10 protein-coding genes and 4 tRNA genes are annotated in these 22,930 nt (G+C 67.2%); 7 read left to right on the forward strand and 7 right to left on the reverse strand.

Annotation, left to right across the window (positions count from 1 at the left end):
* Window positions 1-12,508: non-ribosomal peptide synthetase (locus NL1_RS22660; RefSeq protein ID WP_156094992.1), on the reverse strand; the 12,508-nt coding region annotated here is incomplete at its 3' end.
* A gap of 666 nt (window positions 12,509-13,174) precedes the next feature.
* Window positions 13,175-13,912 carry an IPT/TIG domain-containing protein gene (locus NL1_RS22665; RefSeq protein WP_067842770.1) on the reverse strand — a complete coding sequence of 246 codons (738 nt, stop codon included), beginning with the start codon at window positions 13,910-13,912 and terminating at the stop codon, window positions 13,175-13,177.
* Between the two features lie 172 nt (window positions 13,913-14,084).
* Between NL1_RS22665 and NL1_RS37800 the strand changes: the two genes are divergently transcribed.
* Window positions 14,085-14,420, forward strand: a complete 336-nt coding sequence (locus NL1_RS37800) for a hypothetical protein (RefSeq protein ID WP_156094993.1) — start codon at window positions 14,085-14,087, stop codon at window positions 14,418-14,420.
* Window positions 14,421-14,554: 134 nt separating this feature from the next.
* Here the strand turns inward: NL1_RS37800 and istB are convergent, their stop codons facing one another.
* From istB to NL1_RS22680, 3 genes are all read right to left on the reverse strand, one after another.
* Entirely contained in the window at window positions 14,555-15,517 is a 963-nt protein-coding gene (gene istB / locus NL1_RS39935; protein WP_281180849.1) for an IS21-like element helper ATPase IstB, read from the reverse strand.
* 421 nt (window positions 15,518-15,938) lie between these two features.
* Entirely contained in the window at window positions 15,939-16,403 is a 465-nt protein-coding gene (locus NL1_RS22675) for a hypothetical protein (protein ID WP_067842773.1), read from the reverse strand.
* A 543-nt stretch (window positions 16,404-16,946) separates the two neighbouring features.
* Window positions 16,947-17,018 (reverse strand) — tRNA-Val (locus NL1_RS22680).
* A 510-nt stretch (window positions 17,019-17,528) separates the two neighbouring features.
* Between NL1_RS22680 and NL1_RS22685 the strand changes: the two genes are divergently transcribed.
* The 5 genes from NL1_RS22685 (at window position 17,529) to NL1_RS22705 (ending at window position 19,613) form a co-directional block, all read left to right on the forward strand.
* Window positions 17,529-17,601: transfer RNA gene (locus tag NL1_RS22685), tRNA-Gly, on the forward strand.
* Between the two features lie 45 nt (window positions 17,602-17,646).
* Window positions 17,647-17,717: transfer RNA gene (locus NL1_RS22690), tRNA-Cys, on the forward strand.
* 1 nt (window position 17,718) lies between these two features.
* A tRNA-Val gene (locus NL1_RS22695) sits at window positions 17,719-17,793 on the forward strand.
* A 280-nt stretch (window positions 17,794-18,073) separates the two neighbouring features.
* On the forward strand, window positions 18,074-18,409 hold the full coding sequence (locus tag NL1_RS22700) for a nucleoside triphosphate pyrophosphohydrolase (RefSeq protein ID WP_067842777.1): 336 nt from the start codon (window positions 18,074-18,076) through the stop codon (window positions 18,407-18,409).
* Between the two features lie 10 nt (window positions 18,410-18,419).
* A complete protein-coding gene (locus tag NL1_RS22705; RefSeq protein WP_067842780.1) occupies window positions 18,420-19,613 on the forward strand; it encodes a sigma-70 family RNA polymerase sigma factor in 1,194 nt (397 codons plus the stop codon).
* Between the two features lie 72 nt (window positions 19,614-19,685).
* Here NL1_RS22705 and NL1_RS22710 read toward each other — a convergent pair whose 3' ends face one another.
* The gene (locus NL1_RS22710) at window positions 19,686-20,642 is read right to left on the reverse strand and encodes a hypothetical protein (RefSeq protein ID WP_245673472.1); all 957 of its coding nucleotides are present in this window, start codon (window positions 20,640-20,642) and stop codon (window positions 19,686-19,688) included.
* 376 nt (window positions 20,643-21,018) lie between these two features.
* On the opposite strand from NL1_RS22710, the gene NL1_RS22715 reads away from it, so the two are divergent.
* A complete protein-coding gene (locus NL1_RS22715) occupies window positions 21,019-21,996 on the forward strand; it encodes a hypothetical protein (RefSeq protein ID WP_067842783.1) in 978 nt (325 codons plus the stop codon).
* On the opposite strand, the gene NL1_RS22720 is transcribed toward NL1_RS22715, so the two are convergent.
* The gene (locus NL1_RS22720; protein WP_067842785.1) at window positions 21,997-22,911 is read right to left on the reverse strand and encodes a LysR family transcriptional regulator; all 915 of its coding nucleotides are present in this window, start codon (window positions 22,909-22,911) and stop codon (window positions 21,997-21,999) included.
* Between the last annotated feature and the right edge of the window lie 19 nt (window positions 22,912-22,930).

Raw genomic sequence — 22,930 nt, forward strand, 5'->3', positions numbered from 1 at the left:
GGGCCGCTTCGTATTCGGTGCGAGGCGGCACGAATTCCTCGCCGTCGTCGAATACCGGCTGCGGCAAGGCAGGTCGATCGAGCTTGCCGTTCGGTGTCAGCGGCATCGCATCGAGCACCTGCACAGCGGCTGGAACCAGGTACGACGGCAGTGCGCGGGTGAGCTGGTCGCGAATCGCGCGCCCATCGGTCACCGCACCGGCGACGAGTGTCACGTATCCGACGATGTGTTCGGCCGTGGCGACAGCGACGGCGCGTGCGACATCCGGGAGCGCGGACAGCGCCGCTTCGACATCACCCGGTTCGACCCGCTGACCGCGGACCTTGACCTGGAAATCACTGCGGCCCAGGTACTCCAGCTCGCCGGCTTTCGTCCACCGGACGAGGTCACCGGTGCGATAGAGCCGCGCGCCCGCCGCACCGAACGGGTTCGCCACGAAGACACCGCAGGTGAGATCGGCACGAGCGTGATAGCCGCGCGCCAGCTGGACACCCGAGACGTACAGGTCGCCGACCACACCCACCGGCACCGGCCGCAGCCGCGAGTCCAGAACGTAGACCCGCATGCCGGACACCGGCGTGCCGATCGGGACCATCGCACGGGTCGTCACACCCGCCGAGCAGCGTGCGGCCGTGACGACTTCCGCCTCGGCCGGGCCGTACCAGTTCACCACCTCGGCCTTCGCGAACACGCGCGCCGCGGCGTCGACGGTGCGCTGCGCCAGCGCCTCACCGGCAACGAGTACTCGCCGGATCGACGGCAGCTCCGTGCCTGCGGCGGTTTCGAGGAGAACGTCGAGCATCGAGGGGACGAAGTGCACGGTACTGATCCGGTGTCGCGCGATGACGCCTGCGAGGTACGCCGGGTCGCGGTGCCCGTCGTGTTCGGCGACCAGGATCTGCGCACCGGTCTGCAACGGCCAGAACAACTCCCACACCGCGATGTCGAACGTGATCGGAGTCTTGTACAGGACCGTGTCGGACGTGTCGTGTGGCCACTGCTGCTGTGCCCACGCCAACTGGCTCACGGTCGCGGCATGGGTCAGCGCGACGCCCTTGGGAACGCCGGTGGAGCCGGAGGTGAACAGGACGTAGGCCACAGTGGCAGGCCGAAGCGGCGCGCGGCGCTCCGCATCGGTGATCGGGCCATCGGGAAGACCGGCCACGTCCACTCGATCGATCCGCGCGGTCTCGAACCCTTCCGGAAGTTCGTCGCCGTCCGCGGAGGTGGTGAGCACCATCAGCGGCCGGGCCGCGTTCAGTACACCGGCAATGCGCGCGCTGGGATTGTCCGGATCTATCGGAAGGAACGCGGCCCCCGCCTTCACCACCGCATACAGTGCCGTGATTTGCTCGACCGATCGCCGGATGCCCACCGCCACAAGAGTTTCCGGGCCCGCACCGCGTGCGATGAGCCACCGGGCGAGACGGTTGACGCGGGTGTCGAAATCCCGATAGGTCAACACGGTGCCGTCGGGGACGCGGATCGCCGGAGCATCCGGGGTGCGGGTGACCTGTTGGTCGAAGGCGTCGGCCAGTGTCCGGCCTGCCGCGGCGGGAGCGGCGGTGTCGTTCCATTGCTCCAGCACCAGGTGCCGCTCCGCGGCATCGAGCAATTCCATCCCGCCGACCGCCGCATCGGCATCGGTCGCGGCAGCGTCGAGTACGCGCACGAATTGTTCGGCGAAACGCCGTACGGAGTCCTGATCGAAAAGGTCCGTGGCATACGTCAGGCGCAGCGTCATGCCGGTCGGCTCGTTGTGGGTCCCGTGCCCCTCCGTCATCATCAGCAGCAGGTCGTAGATCGCGGCACTGTCGCCCGGATCCACGTTCTCGACGGTGAGACCCGGAAGTTCGACACGCGCCTGCCCCATGTTCTGGTAGGCGAGCATGACCTGGAACAACGGCGTATGGGCCGTCGACCGCGCGGGATTCACCGCCTCCACCACCTGCTCGAAGGGGACGGTGGCATGGTCGAAGGCCTCGATGTCGGTGCGCCGCACCTGGTTCAGCAGGCTGGAGAACGATTGATCCGCCGTGACCCGGGTACGCATCACCAAGGTATTGACGAACATCCCGACAAGGTTGTCGAGCGATCGGTGACCGCGGCCCGCAGAGGGCACACCGATGGTGATGTCGTCGCTGCCCGACAGCTTCGACAGCAACACCGCCAGCGCCGTGTGCACGACCATGAACGTCGTCGCCCCGGATCGCCGCGCCAGCGCCTCCAATCTGCCCTGCAGCTCGCTCGGTATCGTGACGAGATCGACCGCGCCACGTTGCGTCTGCACGATCGGCCGCGGCCGATCGGCCGGCAATTCGATCACCTCGGGGATGCCCGCCAGCTGGGTTCGCCAATAGTCGATGTCGCGGGCCACGTACGAGTCCGGGTCGTCCGCCGAGCCGAGCACCTCGCGCTGCCAGAGTGTGTAGTCGGCGAACTGTACGGCCAGCGGAGCCCAGTCCGGCGGGTTGCCACTGGACCGCGCGCGATAGGCCGTCACGATATCGGCGGCCAGCGGCGCTACCGAAAAGCCGTCGCAACTGATGTGGTGGACGGCCAGCGCGACCACCCATGCCTGGTCGGACAGCTGATACAGCGCAATGCGCAGTGGCACGCCCTTCGACACGTCGAATCCGGTGCCCGAGAACTCGGCCAACCGGTCCGGCAGCTCACGCTCGCCGACCGGCTGCGGCGTGGGGTCCCAGGTCGCGACGACATCGGCCGCGTCGAGCACAACCTGTGTGGGCGTGCCGTCGACAGCCGGATACATGGTGCGCAGGCTCTCGTGCCGCTCGACGACATCACCGACGGCCGCCGCGAGCGCATCGATGTCGAGGACACCGTCGAGCCGGATCGCCAGTGGCACAACGTATCCGGGTGCATCCGGATCGAACTGGTTGAGGAACCACATCCGCGCCTGTGCCTGCGAGAGCGGGACGCGGTCCGGGCGCGGCTTCGGAGCAGGCTCGGGCAGGTTCGGTACCGCACGCAGCTGCGAGATTCGTTCGGCGAGGTCGGCAACGGTGGGCGCCTCGAAGATCACCTGCACCGGTACGGCCACGCCGACGACCTCGCCTATCCGGCTCAGCGCGCGCGTCGCGACGAGCGAATTTCCGCCCAGGTCGAAGAAGTTGTCGTCCGCGCCGATCTCCGGTCGATCGAGCAGGTCGGCGAAGATCCCCGCGACTGTCTGCTCGACGAGTCCCTGCGGCGCGCGGTACCCGGATTCCTGATTTCCCGGATCCGGCACCGGCAACGCCCGGTAGTCGACCTTGCCGTTGGCCGTGACCGGGATCGCGTCGATCCGGATCAGCGAGGACGGCACCATATACGCAGGCAGCCGCTCGAGCAGAAAGCCCCTGACCCGCTTGACATCCAACGCCTCCGTGGCCACCACATAGGCCACCAAGCGCTGCTCGCCGCGATCGGTGCGCACCTGCACGACGGTCGCGTTCACCTGCTCGTGGGCGACCAACGCGGCTTCGATGTCACCGAGTTCGATCCGCAGACCGCGAATCTTCACCTGGGTGTCGGCGCGACCGACATAGCGCAGGCCGCCGCCCGCGTCCCAGCGGACCAGGTCGCCGGTGCGGTACAGCCGAGCACCGCTCGTACCGGAGCAGGGGTCGGCGACGAACGTGGCCGCCGTGAGACCGGGACGTTCGTGATAACCGCGAGCCAGCTGGACTCCGCCGAGGTACAGCTCACCGGTCACCCCGACGGGAACCGGACGCAGCCGCGAATCCAAAACGCGCACAACCACATTCGCCTCGGGGACGCCAATCGGCACGGCGCCGCCGTCGAGCGCGTCGATGCGGTGGGAAGTGACGCTGACCGCGGCCTCCGTCGGCCCGTACAGATTGTCGATGCGCGCCGCGCTGAGATCCCGGAAGCGACGGACGGTGTCGGCAGGCAGCGCCTCGCCGATGCACAGCACCCGCCGCAGATCCGGGAACTCGTGTGCGGCAGCCTCCTCGAGGAAGGCGGAGAGCAAGGACGGCACGAAATCCACGGTCGTGACGCGATATTCGGCCATCAGCCGGGCCACGGCGCCGGGGTCGCCGTGCGCGGCGGGACCCGCGACAACCACTGCCGCACCGCAGGTCGATGCGGAAAACAGCTCCCAGACGGACAGGTCGAAGGTGAACGGCGTGCGCCACAGCATGACATCGTCGCCGCCGAGCCCGTAGTGATCCCGCAGCCACAGCAGTTGATTCACCACCGCGGCATGCGTTACCGCCACACCCTTCGGCACGCCCGTCGAGCCGGAGGTGTAGATGACATACGCCAGATCGTCCGGGCGCGAAGCCCGCGTCCGGTCGGCGTCTGTCACCGTCGACGTCTCCGCGCTCTCGGTATCGAACTGCTCGAACGTCCACACCGGCACGTCATCGGGCAGATTCGCCTTGTCGACCGCTCGGGTGAGGACGGCACTCGGCATCGCGTCGGTGAGGACCGCGCGCACCCGGTCGACCGGGTGATCAGGATCCAGCGGCAGATAGGCCGCGCCCGCGGCATGGATTGCATACAGCGTGGTCAGCAGATCGACGGAGCGACGCATCGCCACGGCAACAACGGTTCCCGGACCGACTCCCCGTCCGATCAGCACGCGCGCCAGCGAATTCACCCTCGCCGCGAATTCTCGGTAGCCGATCCGGCCGCCGCCCTCGGCGTCGATCACCGCGGTGTTCCCCGGGGTCGCCGCTACCTGCGCGGTGAACAGGTGGGCGATCGTCGCGGACGAAGGACGCGTCGTCTCCCCGGTCGACCGCGCGATCAGCTCGCGCGCCTCCTTCGCGGTCAGTAGGTCGATATCACCGACAGCGCGGGCGGGATCGGCGATGATCGCGCGCAACAGCTGCAAGTAACGGTCGAAGATCGAGGTGATCGTCGCCTCGTCGAACAGATCTGTCGCATAAGTGAATTCGACTGCCATGTCGCCCGGTTCACCGTCCGGCGCCAGCGCGTCGACGAGATTCAGATGCAGGTCGTACTTGGCCACGCTCGAATCGGCCATCCGGGCCGACACCGTCAGGCCCTCGAACCCCACGGTCGGGATCTCGATGTTCTGGAACGAGAATCCGACTTGGGTCAACGGCGCGTGCGCTGTCGTGCGCGGCGGATTCAGCACCTCGACGAGCCGCTCGAACGGGATGTCGGCGTTCTCGAAGGCGGCCAGATCGGTGGCCCGGACCTGATCGAGTATCCGCAGGAAGGACGTGGCGGGCTCGATGCGTGTCCGCAATACCAGCGTATTGACGAACATTCCGACCAGAGCATCGAGTCCGGGCTCGCCGCGGCCGGCGATCGGTGTGCCGACCGCGATATCACCGGTTCCCGAAAGCCGCGCCAGCAGCGCAGCGTACGCCGCGTGCATCACCATGAAGACCGTCGCATCGTGGCGGCGGGCCAACGCGATCACCTCACGATGGAGATCCGCGGGCACCGTCGTCGACACGGTCGCACCACGGAACGACTGTTTCGCAGGCCGCGGGCGATCGGCAGGCAGGTCGAGCACCTCGGGCACATCGACGAGAGCCGCGCGCCAGTAGTCGATTTGGGCGACGGCCTGGCGGGAGGGGTCGCTCTCGGTGCCGAGCATTGTGCGTTGCCACAGAGCGTAATCCGCGTATTGCACGGGTAACGGCGCCCACGGCGGCACTTGTTGCCGGACGCGGGCTTTGTACGCGGTCATCAGGTCCGCGGCGAGCGGCGCGAGCGACGACCCGTCGAAGCTGATGTGATGGACGACAAGGACAAGGGTGTGGTCGTCAGGTGCGCTGCGCAGCAAGGTGATCCGGAACGGAACCTCGGCCGTGACATCGAACCCCGCGGCCACCTCCGCGGCGATGTGCGCCTCGACCTCGCTCGCCGCGACCGGCACCGGCTCCCACCGGGGCAGTGCCGTCTCCACCGACACGACCACCTGGTGCGGTCCGCTGTCGCTGTCCGGGTAGACGGTTCGCAGGGATTCGTGCCGGTCGAGCACATCCGCGATCGTCGCGTGCATGGCGGTCACGTCGAGTTCTCCCGACATGTGGACGACCATCGGAATGTTGTACAGCGGCGAGTTCGTGTCGAACCGATTGAGGAACCACATGCGCGCCTGCGCGGGCGACAGCGGGATTCGGACCGGGCGCTCTTGCGGCGCAAGAGGTTCCCGTCCCGCCGCGTCGCTGGTCCGGAGATGCTCCGCCAAGGCGGCGAGGGTCGGCGCATCGAAGACCGTGCGCAACGAAACATCGACACCGAACGCCACGCTCAGCTGCGCCGCTACCCGAGTGGCCGACAACGAGTTGCCGCCCAGATCGAAGAAGCTGTCGAAGACACCGACGTGCTCGATCCCCAGCACCGAGGCACACACATCGGCGACTAGCTGCTCGGTAGCGTCACGCGGTGCGACGAATTCGACAGTGCCTGCGGCGAATACCGGTTCGGGCAACGCCGCACGGTCGATCTTCCCCACCGACGACAGCGGCAGCGTGTCGAGCACCATCACCGTGTCCGGGACCATGTGCGAGGGCAGGCGTTGCGCAGCGTATCTCAGCAACTCCGCGGTATCGACGGTGTCGATCGCAGGCACGACGTAGGCGGCCAGTCTCGATCCACCGTCGGTCGCGACGCCCACCGTCACCGCCACCGACACGGCGGGGTGCGCGGCGAGGACGGCCTCGATTTCGCCGAGTTCGATGCGCTGACCCCGGATCTTGACCTGGAGGTCGGTGCGACCGAGATATTCGAGAGTTTCCTCCGGTGTCCAGCGGGCCAAGTCGCCGGTCCGGTACATACGGGTACCGGGGGGACCATATGGATTGGCCACGAACGCGGTGGCCGTAGCGACCGGCCGGTCGAGGTATCCGCGAGCCAGCTGCACTCCGGACACGTACAGCTGTCCCGTCACTCCGACCGGCACTGGCTGCAGGCCGGTATCCAGTACCACGGCCTCGACACCACGAATCGGGCCACCGATGGTGACTCGGTCCCCGACACACAACGGGTCGCTGATCGCGACCATGATCGTGGTCTCGGTCGGCCCGTACCCATTGAACAGCTGACGGCCGGGTCCCCATACCGCGACCGTCTCCGCCGGCACCGCCTCCCCACCGGCCACCAGCACCCGCAGTGAATCCAATCCGTCCGGCGACATCGTCGCCAGCACGCTCGGCGTCACGAATGCGTGGGACACCCGCTGCGCCCGAACCAATTCCGCCAAGCCGGGCCCCGCGAAGACTTCTGGCGGCGACACCACCAACGCCGCGCCGTTCGCATGAGCCATCAGCAACTCCAGCACCACCGCGTCGAAACCCGGCGCCGCCAACTGCAACACCCGCGACGAACCGTCGACCCGGTAGCGCTCCCGCTGCTCGGCTGCGAAATTCGCCAATCCCCGGTGGGTGACTGCGACACCCTTCGGCGTCCCCGTCGACCCCGAGGTGTACAGCACGTACGCCGTGTCCGAGATACGGCAGGGCCGCACCCGGTCCGCATCCGTCACCGCCGCCGCGGACCGCGACGCGAGGCAGACCGTGGTGTCCGGCTCGTCGAGCACCAACCGCTGGACGGAGTCCGGAAGCAGGTCCTGCGAAGCCTCGACGGTGATCCCCACCCGCACATCGGCATCGGCCACCATGAGCGCGACCCGATCGGCCGGATTTCGCGGATCCACCGGCACGAACGCCGCGCCCGCCTTGGTCACCGCCCATATCCCCACCACGAACTCCACCGACCGCGCCATCGCCAACGCGACCTGATCACCCGGGCCTACACCCCACCCGATCAATTGCCGGGCAAGACGATTCGACCAAGCATCCAACTCCGCGTACGACACCGTGCGCTCGCCCGAGACCACCGCCACCGCGCCCGGGTCCCGCACCGACAACAACTCCGCCAACACCCGCGGCGCCTCGGCACGGCCACCCGACGCGGGCAGCAACCCTGCCCGCTCGACCCCCGACAGGACATTCACACCACCCACGCTGACCTGCGGGTCGGCCACGATCGCCGCGAGGATCAGATTCAGCCGCGCGGCCAGCTCGTCGACCGTCGCCCGATCGAACAGATCCGTGGCGTAGTCGATCCGCAGCGCGACATCGCCTCCCGCTGCGGTGTTTTCGGCGACGGTGACGATGATGTCCACCTTCGCCGGTCGGGGCCCGGGATCCAGGATCTCGACGGTGAGGTCGGGGAGCTCCAGGCTCGGGCGGTCCATGTTCTCGAAGGCGAGGTACACCTGGCACAGCGGTTCGTACGCGGTCGACCGCTTGGGATCGATTTCGTCCACCACGCGTTCGTAGGGCAGGTCGCTGTTGGCAAAGGCATCGAGATCGACATCTTTCACCCGCGCCAGAAACGCGGTGAACGATTCGCCGGAACGCACCTCGGTGCGCAGCGGCACCGTGTTCACGAACATGCCGATGAGCGGTTCCAGCGCACGCTCGCCGCGGCCCGCGACCGGCGTCCCGATGGTGATGTCCTCCGAGCCCGACAGCCGGGCCAGCAGCACCGCCAGGGCGGCATGGACGACCATGAAAGTAGTGGCGTTGGCTGTGCGAGCCAACCGCTCGATCCCGGCAAAGGTCTCGGCCGGAATCACGGCGTCGGCGACGTCGCCGCGCATGGACTGGTGCGCAGGGCGCGCATGGTCGGCGGGCAGCTCCAGCAACGGCGGCATCCCCGCCAACTGCGCTGCCCAGAAACGCAACTGGCGTGCCGCCAAGGACTCCGGATCGTTCTCGTCACCGAGCAAGGTGCGGTGCCAGATGCTGTAGTCGGCACATTGCACCGTCAAGGGCTGCCAGGCCGGCTTCTTTCCTTCCGACCTCGCTTCGTAGGCCGTCACGACATCGGCCGCGAGCGGTCCAAGGGACGATCCGTCGCAGCAGATGTGGTGCAAGACGATGACGAGCACATGCCGGCGCCGGTCCGCGGACGCGAGCAGAGTGACCCGGATCGGCGGACTCGTCCGCACATCGGATCCGATCGACGCCAGGTCGCGGAGCCGATGCTCGATGTCGGCGGGGTCGATCGGATCCGGTGACAGATCGAGACCGGCGACAACCTGCTCGGCAGGCAGAACGACCTGTGTCCCTTCTCCGTTCACGAGGGGGTAGACGGTGCGCAGCGACTCGTGCCGATCGATCACATCCGTCAGGGCCGTGCGCAGCGCAGCGACGTCGAGACGGCCGGTCAGCTGCACCACCAGCGGAATGTTATACGCCGCCGAGGCCGGATCGACCTGATTGATCAACCACATTCGGTTCTGCGCAGGCGACAACGGAACCGGCCCGACGCGTGGCTGCGCGCGCAACGCGAGGCGGCCGGGGCGGTGCTCGGCGTCGATGTGCGCGGCGAGTTCGACGACGGTCGGCTTGCCGAACAGATCCCGGACCGACAGCTCGGATCGGGTCAGCTCGGCGATCCGGACGGCGGCGCTGGTCGCGGTGAGCGAATTGCCACCCAACTCGAAGAAGTTGTCCAGCACGCCGACTCGCTCCAAGCCCAGCACCTCGGCGAAGACGTCCGCGATCGTCTCCTCCATCACGGTGCTCGGCGCAACGTACGCCGCGGCCGAATCGAAGACAGGCTCGGGCAGCGCCCGATGGTCGACCTTGCCGTTGACGGTCAGCGGCAACTCGGACAACACCACGACGACGGCTGGGACCATGTATTCCGGCAGCATCGTCGCGACATGCGTGCGCAGGGTGTCGGCCCCACCGGCAATCTCGCCGACGGGCACGACATAGGCGACGAGCCGGGCCGCCTCGGTGCCGGGCAGATGCACGACGACGACCGCCGCCGAGACTGCGCTGTGGGTCAGCAGCGCGTTGCGTATCTCGTCCAGCTCGATGCGGAACCCGCGCAGCTGCACTTGCTGATCGCCACGGCCACGGTATTCCAGCTCCCCCGTGTGATTCCATCGTGCGATATCGCCGCTGCGATAGAGTCGCTCGCCCGGCTTGCCGAAGGGGTTGGCCACGAACCGTCCGGCGGTCAGTGCAGGCCGGTTGAGATAGCCGCGGGCGAGTTGCGTTCCGGCGACGTAGATCTCACCCCAGGCGCCCAGCGGCGCCGGGCGTAGCCGTTCGTCCAGGACATACGTGCGCAGTCCCGGCAGCGCTGGGCCGATCGCGCTCGGCGCGCCCGGCATCGCGATCTGTGGTGTCAGGCCGAGATAGGTGACGAAGACAGTGGTTTCGGTGATGCCGTAGCTGTTGGCCAGCACAGGCAGCTTCGGGTTGTGTTCGTACCAGTCCGCGAGCCCCGCCGGATCGAGACGTTCACCCGAGAGAATGACCAGTCGCATCGACAGCTCACCGTCGGGCTCGCCGGCGTCCGCGTAACGCTGTCGTGCCACGGCGAATTGGTGGAACGCGGAGGGCGTCTGGTTGAAGACGGTCACCTTCTCCAGTGCCACCAAGCGCACGACCTCGTCCGGCGAGCGTGTGGTGAGGCTGTCCACGACGACCACCCGGCCGCCGCTGACCAAGGCGCCGAAGATCTCCCACACCGAGTAGTCGAACGCGAACGAATGGAACAACGTCCACACGTCCCCGGTCCGGACGCCGATCTCGGCGCACGCGTTCACCAGGTACGTCGCGACGGCGCGATGGGCGATCGCCACGCCTTTCGGCCGGCCCGTCGATCCGGAGGTGTAGATAACGTAGGCGACGTTGCCGGGGGACAGTGGGCTCGGCCGATCGGCGTCCGTGATCGGCGCCGCCGACTCGTCGCAGGCAGCGCTGTCGAACAGCACCACACGGCCGGGATCGCCTGGCACGTGCTCGCGCATACTGCTGGTCGTCACGACGGCGATCGGATCGGCGTCGTTCAGCACATATTCCAGCCGGTCGGCCGGATGCGCGACGTCCAATGGCAAGTACCCCGCACCCGACTTCAGGACGGCCAGCGCAACGACGATGAGATCGGCGTCCCGCGGCATCGCGATGGCTACCAGTGATTCCGGCCCTGCGCCGAGGGCGATGAGCGTGCGGGCGAACCGGTTGGATCGCTCGTCCAGCTCGCGATAGGTCAGGGCGGTCGCACCCGATCCGACGGCCACCGCGGAGGGTGTGGCGACGGCCTGCCGCGTCAGCAAATCTACGAGCGTCGCTGCGCTCGTTGCGCCGTCGCGGCCGGCGAGCTGCCCAACGATGTGCGCCTCTTCGACCGGGTCCACGAGCGGGATCTCGACCAGAGGGGTGGCGATGGGCGAATCCAAGAAACGACGCAGGAAGGCGATGAACCGGCCTGCGTGCGCATCGAGTTCATCCTGGCTGTACAAATTCGCATTTCCGTGCAGTTCGATCAGCAGCGGCGCGTCGGCCCCGGGACGGTACAAATTCAGCTGCAGATCGTCCAATGCGCCCGAAGTCAGTGCGCGGTAGCGGCCTACGGCCGACCCGAGGCGAATCTCCGAGTCGAAGAAGAGGATATTGACAATCGGGCCGAACGAGGTCGCGGACGCGTCCAGCGAGTTCGAATCGCGACGCAGATCCTCGAACCTGTAGAGCTGATGCCGCATCACGGAGACGAGTTCGGACACCGACGCGCGGATCACCTGCTCCACCGTGGTCGTCGTGTCCACGGTGAACCGAATCGGCACCATGTTCGCCAACATCGCGGCAGCATTGCGCAGGGCCTTCGTCACACGAGCGCTGACCGGCATCGACAACACCACATCGTCGGTACCGGTCATCCGGGCGAGGAACGCAGCGAAGGCTGCGATGACCACTTGCGCGGGCGATGCGTGCAGGTCGTCGGAGAAACGGTCGAGCTTGTCGGTCAATTCCGACGGAAGCTGAAGGCCCGCGACATGATCGACCTTGCTCCACCGGGCTGTGCGACCGGACAGACTTGCCGGCGTCGGAAGATCGGCGACCTTGCCGAGCCAGTATGCCTTGTCGGTCTCGAACCGCGAGCTGACGCGGTAGGCGCGCTCCGTCTCGACGATGTCGCGCAACCCGGCCGCCTCCCACGGCACGGGCGGCCTGCCCTCGAGCAAGGCGTTGTAGTGCTCGGCCATTCGGGTCACGACATTGAACGCGGCGTAGCCATCGACGATGAGGTGATGGGCACGCGCGTACCACAGGTAGTGATCGTCAGCGAGCCGGATCAGCCGCGTCGCGGTGAGCCGGTCACGGCTCAAATCGACAGCCTTGGTGTTGTAATCGCGCCGCATCCATTCCATTGCCGCTGCGAACGGATCGTCCTCGCCGCTGACGTCCAGAATGGACTCGTTGTAGGTGATGCTGCGATCGACGAATTGATAGGGGACGCCGTTCGACTCGACCACCCGGACGACGAGAGATTCGGTTTCGCGACTGGCGTCGTTCACCGCCTTGGTGAATACATCGTGGTCGATCGGCCCCTCGATTTCGATGTAGTGTGCGATGTTCACCGTCGGCCCCCCCGACAGGTTGTCCGCGAGCCACATGCCGTACTGCGCCCTCGAGAGCGGAATCAGATCAAGCTGACTGTCGGCAGTTTCGGCTGACTTTCGGTTCATCTAAACCTCTCGCTCAGACTCGGAGGCACCGGAACACGGCGGACCCCGCCCCTGCCCGTGCTCGAAATTGCCTGTCTATGCACTTCGTCTACGTCGAAGCAGCGCCCATATCTCTGATCCGGAACGCGCCGATCAGCACAGCGTGCGGCTCACCTCGTCCGCGCCCGGAATCACTCGGACGCCGACGTTCTAGTGCAACGAATCCCCAAGCTCCCACTCATTGACGTCTCCCAGCATCTCGAAATCTGAAATCGGACGTTTCGAACATCTGGCGAAGCAACGCGGGCTCACATGCGAACAGCAATCTCGCGCAGTCTAGCGAATTAAGAGCCCCTTCTTTCGATCTTTGCCGGGCGTTCGGCAAGGTGTGGTCGGGTTCGGATCGGTTTCCGGCGACTGACCAGCAACCGGCAGACAGCACAGGATGGCCCGGTCAGCGGGTGTCTCACGGGCCTCACAGGCCCCTGCAGTTTCAGGGCGAGACCGGCGACCACCGGCCGGATCCGGTTGTGCCGAACGCTGCCGAACCATCGCCCCGGGCAGGGAACACGTGCCCGCCCAGGGCGAGGTTCGGCGTAAGCCGGTGCGCGGGCGTCACCCGCGCGCGGGCGTCAGCGGGTGCACGGCGTCAGCCGGTGCGCGGGTGTCAGCCACCCGGACGCCCGGTCAGACGTAGGTGTAGGACACCCCATTGCTGGTTCCACCCGAGCCGGTGACGGTGACCTGCACCGTGCCCGTCCCCGGGGGCGCGATCGCGGTGAGCTGCGTGCTGGAATCCACGGTGAAGGTAGTGGCGGTGGTGCCGAACCGCACCGTCAGGGGGCCGGTGAACCCGGTGCCGGTGATCGTGACACTGTTACCGCCCGAAGCGGGCCCCGTGGCCGGGGAGACGGACGTGATAGTGGGCACGACGACGTAGGTGTAGGTCACCCCGTTGCTGGTTCCGCCCGGGCCGGTGACCGTGATCTGCACAATGCCGGTTCCGGCAGGAGCAACGGCGGTGATCTGCGTGTCCGAGTCGACCGTGAAGGAGGTTGCCGCCGGGCCACCGAAACTGACTGCGGTGACACCTGTCAGATTGGTGCCGGTGAGGGTGACCGTGTTCCCGCCGGTGGTCGGCCCCTGAGTGGGGCTCACGCTGGTCAGGGAAGGAACCGGGAGATAGGTGTAGGACACACCGTTACTGGTTCCCCCCGAGGATGTGGTGACGGTGACCTGCACCGTACCCGACCCGGGAGGGGCGATGGCCGTGATCTGCGTGGTGGAGTCCACCGTGAAACTGGTCGCCACCGTACCGAATTTCACCGTGGTGACGATAGGGACGAATCCGGTGCCGGTAATCGTGACACTGGTATTCCCCGATGCGGGCCCGGAAGCCGGAGCGAGGGAAGTGATGGTCGGCATGAGTATCTTTCCTTCGAGAGTCGATCAGAGCCCCGGTCCGACCTTGGAGAAGTGTGCCGGGGCAGAGTGCGGCACTGCCGGGAGCCGGCCCCGGGCAGTGGCACGAGAGCCCGACCGCAGCCATAGCTGTATTGCCGATGACGTTGCCAGCGGTCGGTAACGATGCGCACCGATGTCGGTGACGCAGGCGCATTTCGAGCAGGAGGCGTCGCCAGGTTCGCGCCGCCACTTCCTCCATTATTTTGAATTGGCTACATTTCCCCTCGCAGAAATTCGACTTGGAATAAAACCATCCCAAACATACGCCTGGGGAAATCGGAAAGCAAGAATCCGTGCCGAATTCGAGACACTAGTCGGACCAGGTGAGAGGCAGTTCGAGGGTGATTTTCACTATTTCCGAAGTCGTTTTATCGCGAATTTCAGCGGCGTTTTATCACCAATTTCGACAGCGCTTCAGGTCGAGTTTTCGACCACCTCCGACGGCATCGGCCATGTGCACCATCTCTGAACTCGGAACGTTTGTTTCTCACATCCGGTCCGGGCCCTCCGATGGATCCGAAGCGGGCGCCGAGGAGCCATTGGTCGAGCAGACACAGCGGCAGACGCGACGGCATCGGCGGTGCGAGTCGGGGGTCGGGCGGGTCAGCCGGGTTGGTCGGTGGGTTCGGTTGCCTTGGCATGGGCACCGCGATAGCTGTGGGTGCCGGTCTCGATGATGTTGCCGCCGAAGGTGAGTCGGTCGATGATGGCGGCGCAGAGCCCAGCGTCGGTGAATATTGTCGACCAGTCGGCGAAGCTGCGGTTGGAGACGATCGCGACCGACTTCCTCTCCTCGCGTTCGGTCAGTACCTGAAACAGCAATTCGGCGCCGCGCCTGTCCAATTCCGTGTAGCCGAGTTCATCGATGCAGAGGAGGTCGACGCCGCTGTAGCGGGCGATGGTGTTGGTGAGCCGTTTGTTGTCGACGGCTTCGATCAGTTTGTTGACCAGCCTGGCAGCCAGCGTGTACCTGACGCGGTATCCGGCCTTCGCCGCCTCGGTGCCCAAGGCGATGAGCAGATGGGATTTCCCGGTGCCGGAGTCACCGATCAAGCACAACGGCTGCCCTTCCTTGACCCACTCGCAGGTAGCGAGAATACGGATCATGGCGGGGTCGACACTTGGGTTGGCACCGAAATCGAAGTCACGCAACGTTTTCGAGCGGGGGAACCCGGCGGCCTTGACGAGCCGTTCGGAGCGGCGACGGGCTGTCATCTGTTCCGCCTGTAGCTGTGGTCTGCGTTCGCGGACATAGGCACTGACTCGCTGATACGACACGTCGCTCATGCCGTGCTCCTCGAGCAAACGGTGATAGATCCGGGTCGCCGTGTGTCGTTGTCTCCGAGGCACATCCAGATCGGCGCGCAGAACGTCGTCGATGAACGGCTTGTAGGGGTCCAGCTTCTGCGGTCGCGGCGGATACTCCTTACGCGGCTCGGGCCACACCGACTCCGTCGCGTTGGCCACCGTACGCCACCCGACCTTGTGCTTGCGCTCGATGGCACGCATGGACAAGCCGGCGCGAAGATCCTGGCGGATCGCCGCGTACAGCTCAACTTTCGACATGTCAGACACCGGCAGGCTCCCCTCACCCCGCGACCCGTAATTCCACTATAACCGCAGGTTCTGCCGCAAATCCGTGACTCGGCAACGCCCCCGTCAAGATTCGTGAGCAAACGCTGTCGCGGTTGATGAACAGGGGACGGGCCCGAGGGACACCTCGATCCCGTCCCGAGTAGTGACAGATCGTTTTCGGCCGGGGAGGTCGATGCGTTGCCGCTGCGGCAGCGACGTGTCGAGTCACCACGCGCCGGCCATGCGCAACAGTGGGACCCCCGCGGGCACGCGCGGGTGTGGTGACGGCGGGGTACGAGGTGGGCCGCTCGGGAATCGCCCTGGGGCAGGCAGACTCATGCGTATCTGCCGGACCCGAGAACGGGCGGCGAACATCCGCACGGCAGAGCGGTGCCCCGGTGGAGCGGTCCCGTTACGTGCGTTCGGCCGTTCCCCCACCGTCGCGGGCTTCGATAGCCTTGACGGTCTTTCCGAAGGCCTGCTTCAACACGGGTCCGCCGACGGTCCCGACCACGACTCCGAGGATCCGTCCCTTGAGGTTCTTGCCTTCGCGCACCACGACGACATCCACATCGGTCGTCCCATCGGGCCGGCGCGTGAAGGTATATGTGTGACCGGAGTGACCACCCCACACGTTCGAGTCGGTGGTTGTCATGACCACACGGTCGGGGTCCGACCAGTCGTAGTGCAGGCGTTCCCAGATTCCGCGCGAGCCCTCCGTGACGTCGGCCTCACCTCGGCCCCGGTCGTGTACCTCGAGGTATTTGTCGGTGCTGTTGCCGAACAGCTGCGAGCGACCAGGCCCGAAATCGGTGAGCGCCGCCACGAACTGCTCCGGTGTCGAACTCGTCGTCTCTTTGAAGTGGATGGTGGACATTGTTTGCTCTTTCGCTCGAGAGATGACCGCTTCAGGGTCGGCGGGTTCCGGGGGTGGGGTTCGAGCGTCGAATCCGCAGCAGTTGGGACCCGGGGCGGGTGACAGGCCTTGTTGCTCCCGTCGGCGTCGACGGCACTGGTTCGAAGCCAGGAGGGGAGGATGATCTGAGCGAGGTGCTTTCGAAGTGTTCGGGCAGGCTGTGGAGTGCGCTCGAACAGGCCCATAGCACCGTTTGCCCGAGATGATCCGGACCGCAGGATCGTCCTCGACGTGCGCGGTGTGTTCCTATCGATGAATCATGATCTCCCGGCGCATGCCGGCGCAAGGCTCGGGCGCGATCGGAACATGCCAAGGCGCCTCAGAACCTCGCCGCATTCACCGCCGCCGGGTCGCCAATGCGGTCCCCGAGGCCATCCACCGACTGGTCTCGTACTTCAACGCCCGGGAACCGGCGGCCGACAATGGCTGAAGATGCTGTCTGGGCTTCCAGGAATTGCGGTAGAAAAAATCCCCCCGACCAGGCAATACGTCGAGGGGATCGAGTGGTCCCAGCTGGGATCGAACCAGCGACCTTCCGCGTGTGAGGCGGACGCTCTCCCGCTGAGCTATGAGACCGAACTCTCTGTTCGGGTGGCGACTCGTTGCCCTCCGAACGAGATGGAACATTAGCACGCTCTACCGGTCAGCCACCAAATCGCCACTTGGACAGCACCGATTCGTCGTGTTGCGGATGAGACTCGTGAGTCTTGGCGCGGGGCCCGCACCGCCCTCGCGGCCCTACTTCGAGGCGACGGGCCGAATGCCTGACCGACGGGAATTCTCGCCGCCCGGTAGACCCAGGGCCCGCCGCCCTTCGGACCTGACAGCCGCGAGTCGGCGCGTACTCGGAGAGCTCGAGCCCCCGGATGACACTCGCGATGACCACGTCGACGATCGTCGCGGGAGGGTCCTGAGCACGACGCACAGACCTCCCTAGTCCCCCGCACCCCACCGGCCGCACCCGCCACACTCGCAACTTCGCCGTTTTCAGCCGTTCTACCAGCGGATTTGTACCTTTCACCGGGCGTCGGCTAATGTTCTGTCTCGCACCGAGGAGGCCGGAACGAAAGCCCCCGAGATGCAAATGCGGATGTAGCGCAGCTGGTAGCGCATCACCTTGCCAAGGTGAGGGTCGCGGGTTCGAATCCCGTCATCCGCTCGAGAGGTAGGGCCAGGCAGTGAAAACAGCCTTCCCCCTTTGCGCGGTGGAGTGGCCGAGTGGTGAGGCAACGGCCTGCAAAGCCGTGCACACGGGTTCGATTCCCGTCTCCACCTCGCGCGATTAGCTCAGCGGGAGAGCGCTTCCCTGACACGGAAGAGGTCACTGGTTCAATCCCAGTATCGCGCACCATCTCACCAAGTGAGGCCCCCTTACGAGGGGGCCTCACTTGTTTCTCCGACACCATCGGTCGGCCCCGCTCCCCCACCAACCAGGTCCCAGTACCGAGCGATGGCGGCCGGTCCCCACCTCGCCGTCCATGACGAACGTTCCCGTCGGTGGCGCCGGCCGCGGGATCACGCGACAATCGGACGATTCGATTCGTGCCGCGGCCGTCGAGTTCGCAAAAGGTATGCGCGACTGCGCAGTTCGAACTCCACGGACCGGAGCACTACGGGGAGGAACGACACCGATGGGCAAGCTCGTCCGAGACAGGATCCCGGAGATCATCCGCGCCGACGGCGGCACGCCGGACGTGCGCGTCCTCGACGCAGGCGACTACGAAACCGCGCTTCACGACAAGCTGTTCGAGGAAGCCGCCGAACTGCGCGCCGCCGATGCCGATGATCGACTCGAGGAAGCCGCGGACGTGCTCGAGGTCCTGCTCGCCCTCGCGACATTGAGCGGGTTCACGCTCGAGGACATCGTTTCCACCGCGAAAGCGAAGTTCGCGGAGCGCGGCGGCTTCGAGGATCGGCTGTGGCTCGATGGCGTCGGAGTGCCATGGATTGTCGGAGGCCCTCATTAGGCTGCCGTTCGTGGCTGGTGAATCGGGGGTTGCGGCAGGGGGCGTCGACGAGGCGTTTCCGGACGACATTCGGGGGGAGGTGTCGTTCGGGCTCGAAGAGGTCAACGAGGTGGTGGCGGGGCTGGTGGGGGCGCACGCGGAGCGGCGGAAGCGGGACGCGGAGATCGTGGGGTACCGGCTGGGGATCGGCGGGGAGGGACCGGAGACGTTGGCTCGGATCGGGGCGCGATTCGATCTGGCGCGGGATCGGGTGCGGCAGTTGCACACTCGGGCGGTGGGGCAGATGTTGCGGGAGGCAGCGCTGAGCCGGGGGCAGGCGGAGGTGTTCGCTGGGCGCTATCCGGTGGACGGTCGGGATTCGGCGCTGGTGCGGGCGCTGCTGGTGGAGACGTACGCGACCGACGCGGATTTGGCGGCCAACGAGTTGTCGTATCTGAAGCTGCGGCTCGCCGGGCACGCCCAGGAGGACGCGAAACGGATCGCGGGCTACGTCATGCAACGGATCATGGCGTGGCAGAAGAAGACGAACCGGCAGCTGGCGAAGCTGCGCGACGCCGAGCCCGCGGCCTCGACCGAGATCGGCGAATGGGCGGCGCGGGTCGAGTGGCCCGGAGGCGGGCCCGCCACGCTGCCGACGACCTCCGCCCGCACGGTCGACGACGACGATGACGGCCGCGGCCGGTTCTACCTGGACAAGGTGGGCCGCGATGTCGGCTTCGACTCCGCATTGCAGGCACGGCTGCTGCGCACGCTCAACGCGGCGGACATGGTAGAGACGTTCCAGGAGCATCCCCTCGCGGTGCGCTACGACATCGACGGTGCGGAGCGCGTCCACTATCCGAGTGTCGCCGCGCGTCTCACCGACGGCCGGGTCGTGCTGATCGACGTGCAACCGCTCGGCCACGTCGCCTTCCACGTCAACCGCGTCAAGTCCGCGGCGGCGCGCGGCCGTGCGCACGCCACAGGCTGGGGATGGCTGATCTGGACGGGCAGCAGCCTCGGCCTGCCGGAACTCGCCCGACGCGAGGTGGATGCCCGCCACGAGAAGAGCCTCGGCGAACTGGTCGAGCGCGGGCCGGTGCCGTGGCACGAGGTGCGGAGACTACGCGAGGAATCCGGCCTCGAACTGCTCGATTTCACCGCGCTGGTACTGCGCAACGAATGGCGCTGGGACCGCGGACCCTTCCGCCTGACACGCGGTTGACTCGCGCGCAACCAGGCTCATTTCGCGCACCGCATGGCGCTGGGACCGCGGTCCCCGGCGCGGCTGAAAAGCTCAGCGCACCACCATGGCCGCCGCGAGGAATGTCACGATCAGCAACATCGCGCAGTAGGTGATCAACTGCCAGTGGCTCACGGTCTGCTGCAGCCCGGCGATGGTGGTGCGCAGGCTGTTGTCCACCCGGTGGTGATCGGCCAGCTTGCGGTTCACCTCGGCCAGCGCGTCCGCCTGCGCTTGCGCGTCGTGTTCGGAGCGTTCCAGCCGGGCGGTCAGCTTCATCACCTGTTTCTGCTTGTCCCTGACCGACTTCCGAGACAGTGCGAGGGCGGTGCGCTGGTTGACCAGTTCCTGGCGTTGCCGGGCGATCACCGCGGCCTGCGTTCTCGTGTGGTGCTCCCAGTCGGTCACGGTGGCCCATCCTCCCGTCATCTCGTCGCGATAGCCCCAGGCGATCTCACCGGACACCCAGCCGCGCAGAAACTCGCGTAACTCGAACGGCTCACGCCGCGGCACCGCGACCGCGCTGTGCTCGGCGTCGAGCATGCCCATCTCTGCCAGGTAATCGCAGGCGGGCGGGGCGAAGTCGGCGATACCGAGCGCGGGCAGGTGGGCCACCCAGTAGCCGGGCTGGCACAGCCACAGCACGCCGTCGCATCCCGCCTCGCGCAGCCGGGCCATGTGCTCGTGGGCGAGGCTTCGGTCCAGCGGGCCGCTGCGCACCTCGATGGCGTAGGTCCGCTCGCCGATCCGCCACAGAATGTCGACGCGGATACCGCCGACGCGCCGGTCCACGTCGGCCTCCTCGGCGCCGAAGGCGACCAGCCTGCCGCACAACCAGTACTTGAGTCGCTGGATATCCCATTGGGCGTGGGCGCATCCCGGGCAACGGCAGCTGTACCGGGATCGACCGCCCACCGCGGCGCTGACCCCGTCCGGGACATCGGCGATGCCCAATTCGGCGAGCATCGCCCGACGCCCGCATACCTGTCCCACGCGCTGCGTCGTTCTCACGCCGATCACTCCCCTGCCCAACACCGCACGGTCTTTCGACCTACTCCATAGATCAAGAGTGCGCCTATCTTTGTCCGCTCGCCAGCCCCCTTTACCCCGCGCTCGGGTGCGCCGCCTTCGGCGCGACACCTCCGATCAGGCGATGTGCGCAGCGTCACAAGGGATTTCGCAGCGACATGCGCGAGAAACACCACAGAAATTTCGATCGATTGATTCTTGCCGCCAATTCGGCGACGCGGCCGGGCGCGCCGGAGTGCCCGCCGGCCGCCGCGACCGCGCTGGGTGGTGCTCGCCCCGCACCGCCGAAAGGCTGCGGATAGAATCGCCGGGCCACGCGCACAGTTCGGGCATCGACGGGGAAGAAGGTACGCAACGCATGGAGCACGGCCAGCAGGGCGCCGAGTCGGTCGGCGCGATCTTGTCGGGCATCGCGGAGCTCCTGCGCGACGTGAGCGACAGACTCGACAGCGTCGCCGCCCGGGTGGGCGAGGACAACGGCGCCGAGGCGCGCCTGAAGAAGCTGGAGGCCTGGGCCTTCCGCACCGAGCAGAATGTCTCGGCGCTGGAGACGCGGCTCGACGACGTCACGTCCGTCGCGCCCGCCGAACGCACCGAGGGCAAGTCGCTACCCTCTCGCGCCGAGCGCCGCGCAGCCGCCACGCCTGCGGCGCAACCCGAGCGCGCCGAACCCGTACGTCCCGAACCCGCACGCCCCGAACCCTTACGCTCCGAACCCTTACGCTCCGAACCCTTACGGTCCGAGACCGTACGCACCGAGACCGCGCGCATCGAGACGCCGCGCGCCGAGCGCCGACGACCACCCGCGCCGACCCGCCAGGAGCCCGCGTCCGAATCACCGCGCACCGACAGCCTCGAGGTCGCCGCCGTCGCGGCCCGCGTCGAGCAGCAGTCCGCGGCGCCGAACGGGCTGCCGCGCCGGGAGCCCGCCACCGCCTCGCCCACCCTGCACGACTGGGTCGAGCCCAACGTCTCGCGCGGCGCGCCGTACGACGCCGCGCCCGAACCGGTCTCGAACGCGCACGCCGAGCCCGCGGAGATCACGCCGCGGACGGAGACCCCGCCGGAGAGACTGGACTACGGCAGCGTCGGCACGCCCCTCGTCGACACCGCGCCCCGGCTGAACGGTCGCCTGGAAGCGCCCACGCTCACCAGCCACTCCGACACCAACCTCACCGCACCGCGCGAAGAATCCGCGGCGCCGACCCAGCACCGCGCGACCATCGAGGACAACTCGCACGTCGACAAGCTGCAGGCCATGCTCGACGAACTCAAGCGCAACCCGGCGGGCCCGTTCGGCAGGCCGCTCAGCGCACCACCGGGCGAACAATCGTAGTCACGCGCTCGCGCTCCGATCCGACGGCGCGAGCAGCGCGCGGATCGTCTCGCGCAACCACCGATGCCCGCTGTCGGCGGTGTTGCGCGGGTGCCATGCCATGCCGACCGTCACCTCCGGCAGCGGCAGCGGAATGTCGAAGGCGCGCAATCCCATGGCGCCCAACGCGTCCTCGGCCAATCGAGCAGGCGCGGGGCAGACGAGTTCACCGGAGCGCACCGCCAACAGCGCGGTGCTGAGATCGGGGACGATCGCCACCACCCGGCGGGTGCGGCCGTGCAGGGCCAGCCGGTCATCGATCGGACCGCGGGCGCGACCTTGCCGCGAGATCGCGAGGTGTGCCGCGGCGGCGTAGGCGGCCACGGTGACCCGCTCGGTGATCAGCGGATGGTGCGGCGCGGCGACGCCGACGAGACGATCTCCGAGCACGCGCTGCACGACGATCTCGGGGTCGCTGCGCTCCAGGACGCCGACCGCGATGTCGGCGCGCCCGTCGCGCAACACCGCGGTCCCCTCCGAACCGTCGGGCAGGAACTGCACGGTGACGCCGGGGGCCCGGCGTCGGATGGCGGCAAGCAGCGGCGCGGCGAGGTGGGCGCGGACCGGGTCGTCTGCCTGGACGGTGAAGCCACGTCGCAGACCGGCGGGGTCGGCCTCCGCGCGGGGGTCGAGCAGCGCGCGCCCGCGTTCGACCAACGCGGCGACTTCGAAGCGCAATTCGAGGGCGCGCGGTGTCGGTACCAGGTTTCGCCCGGACCGGACGAGCAGCGGGTCGTCCAGCGCCCGGCGCAACCGCGCCAGCGTCCGGCTCATGGCGGGGGTCGAGGTGCCCAGGCGTTCGGCGGCCTTGGTGACGCTGTTCGTGTCGAGCAGCGCATCCAGAGCAACCAGCAGATTCAGGTCGAGGGCATCCACTCGCGGATTATCACAGAAG

It is taken from the genome of Nocardia lijiangensis NBRC 108240, assembly GCF_001613045.1.
Taxonomy (GTDB): Bacteria; Actinomycetota; Actinomycetes; order Mycobacteriales; family Mycobacteriaceae; genus Nocardia; species Nocardia lijiangensis.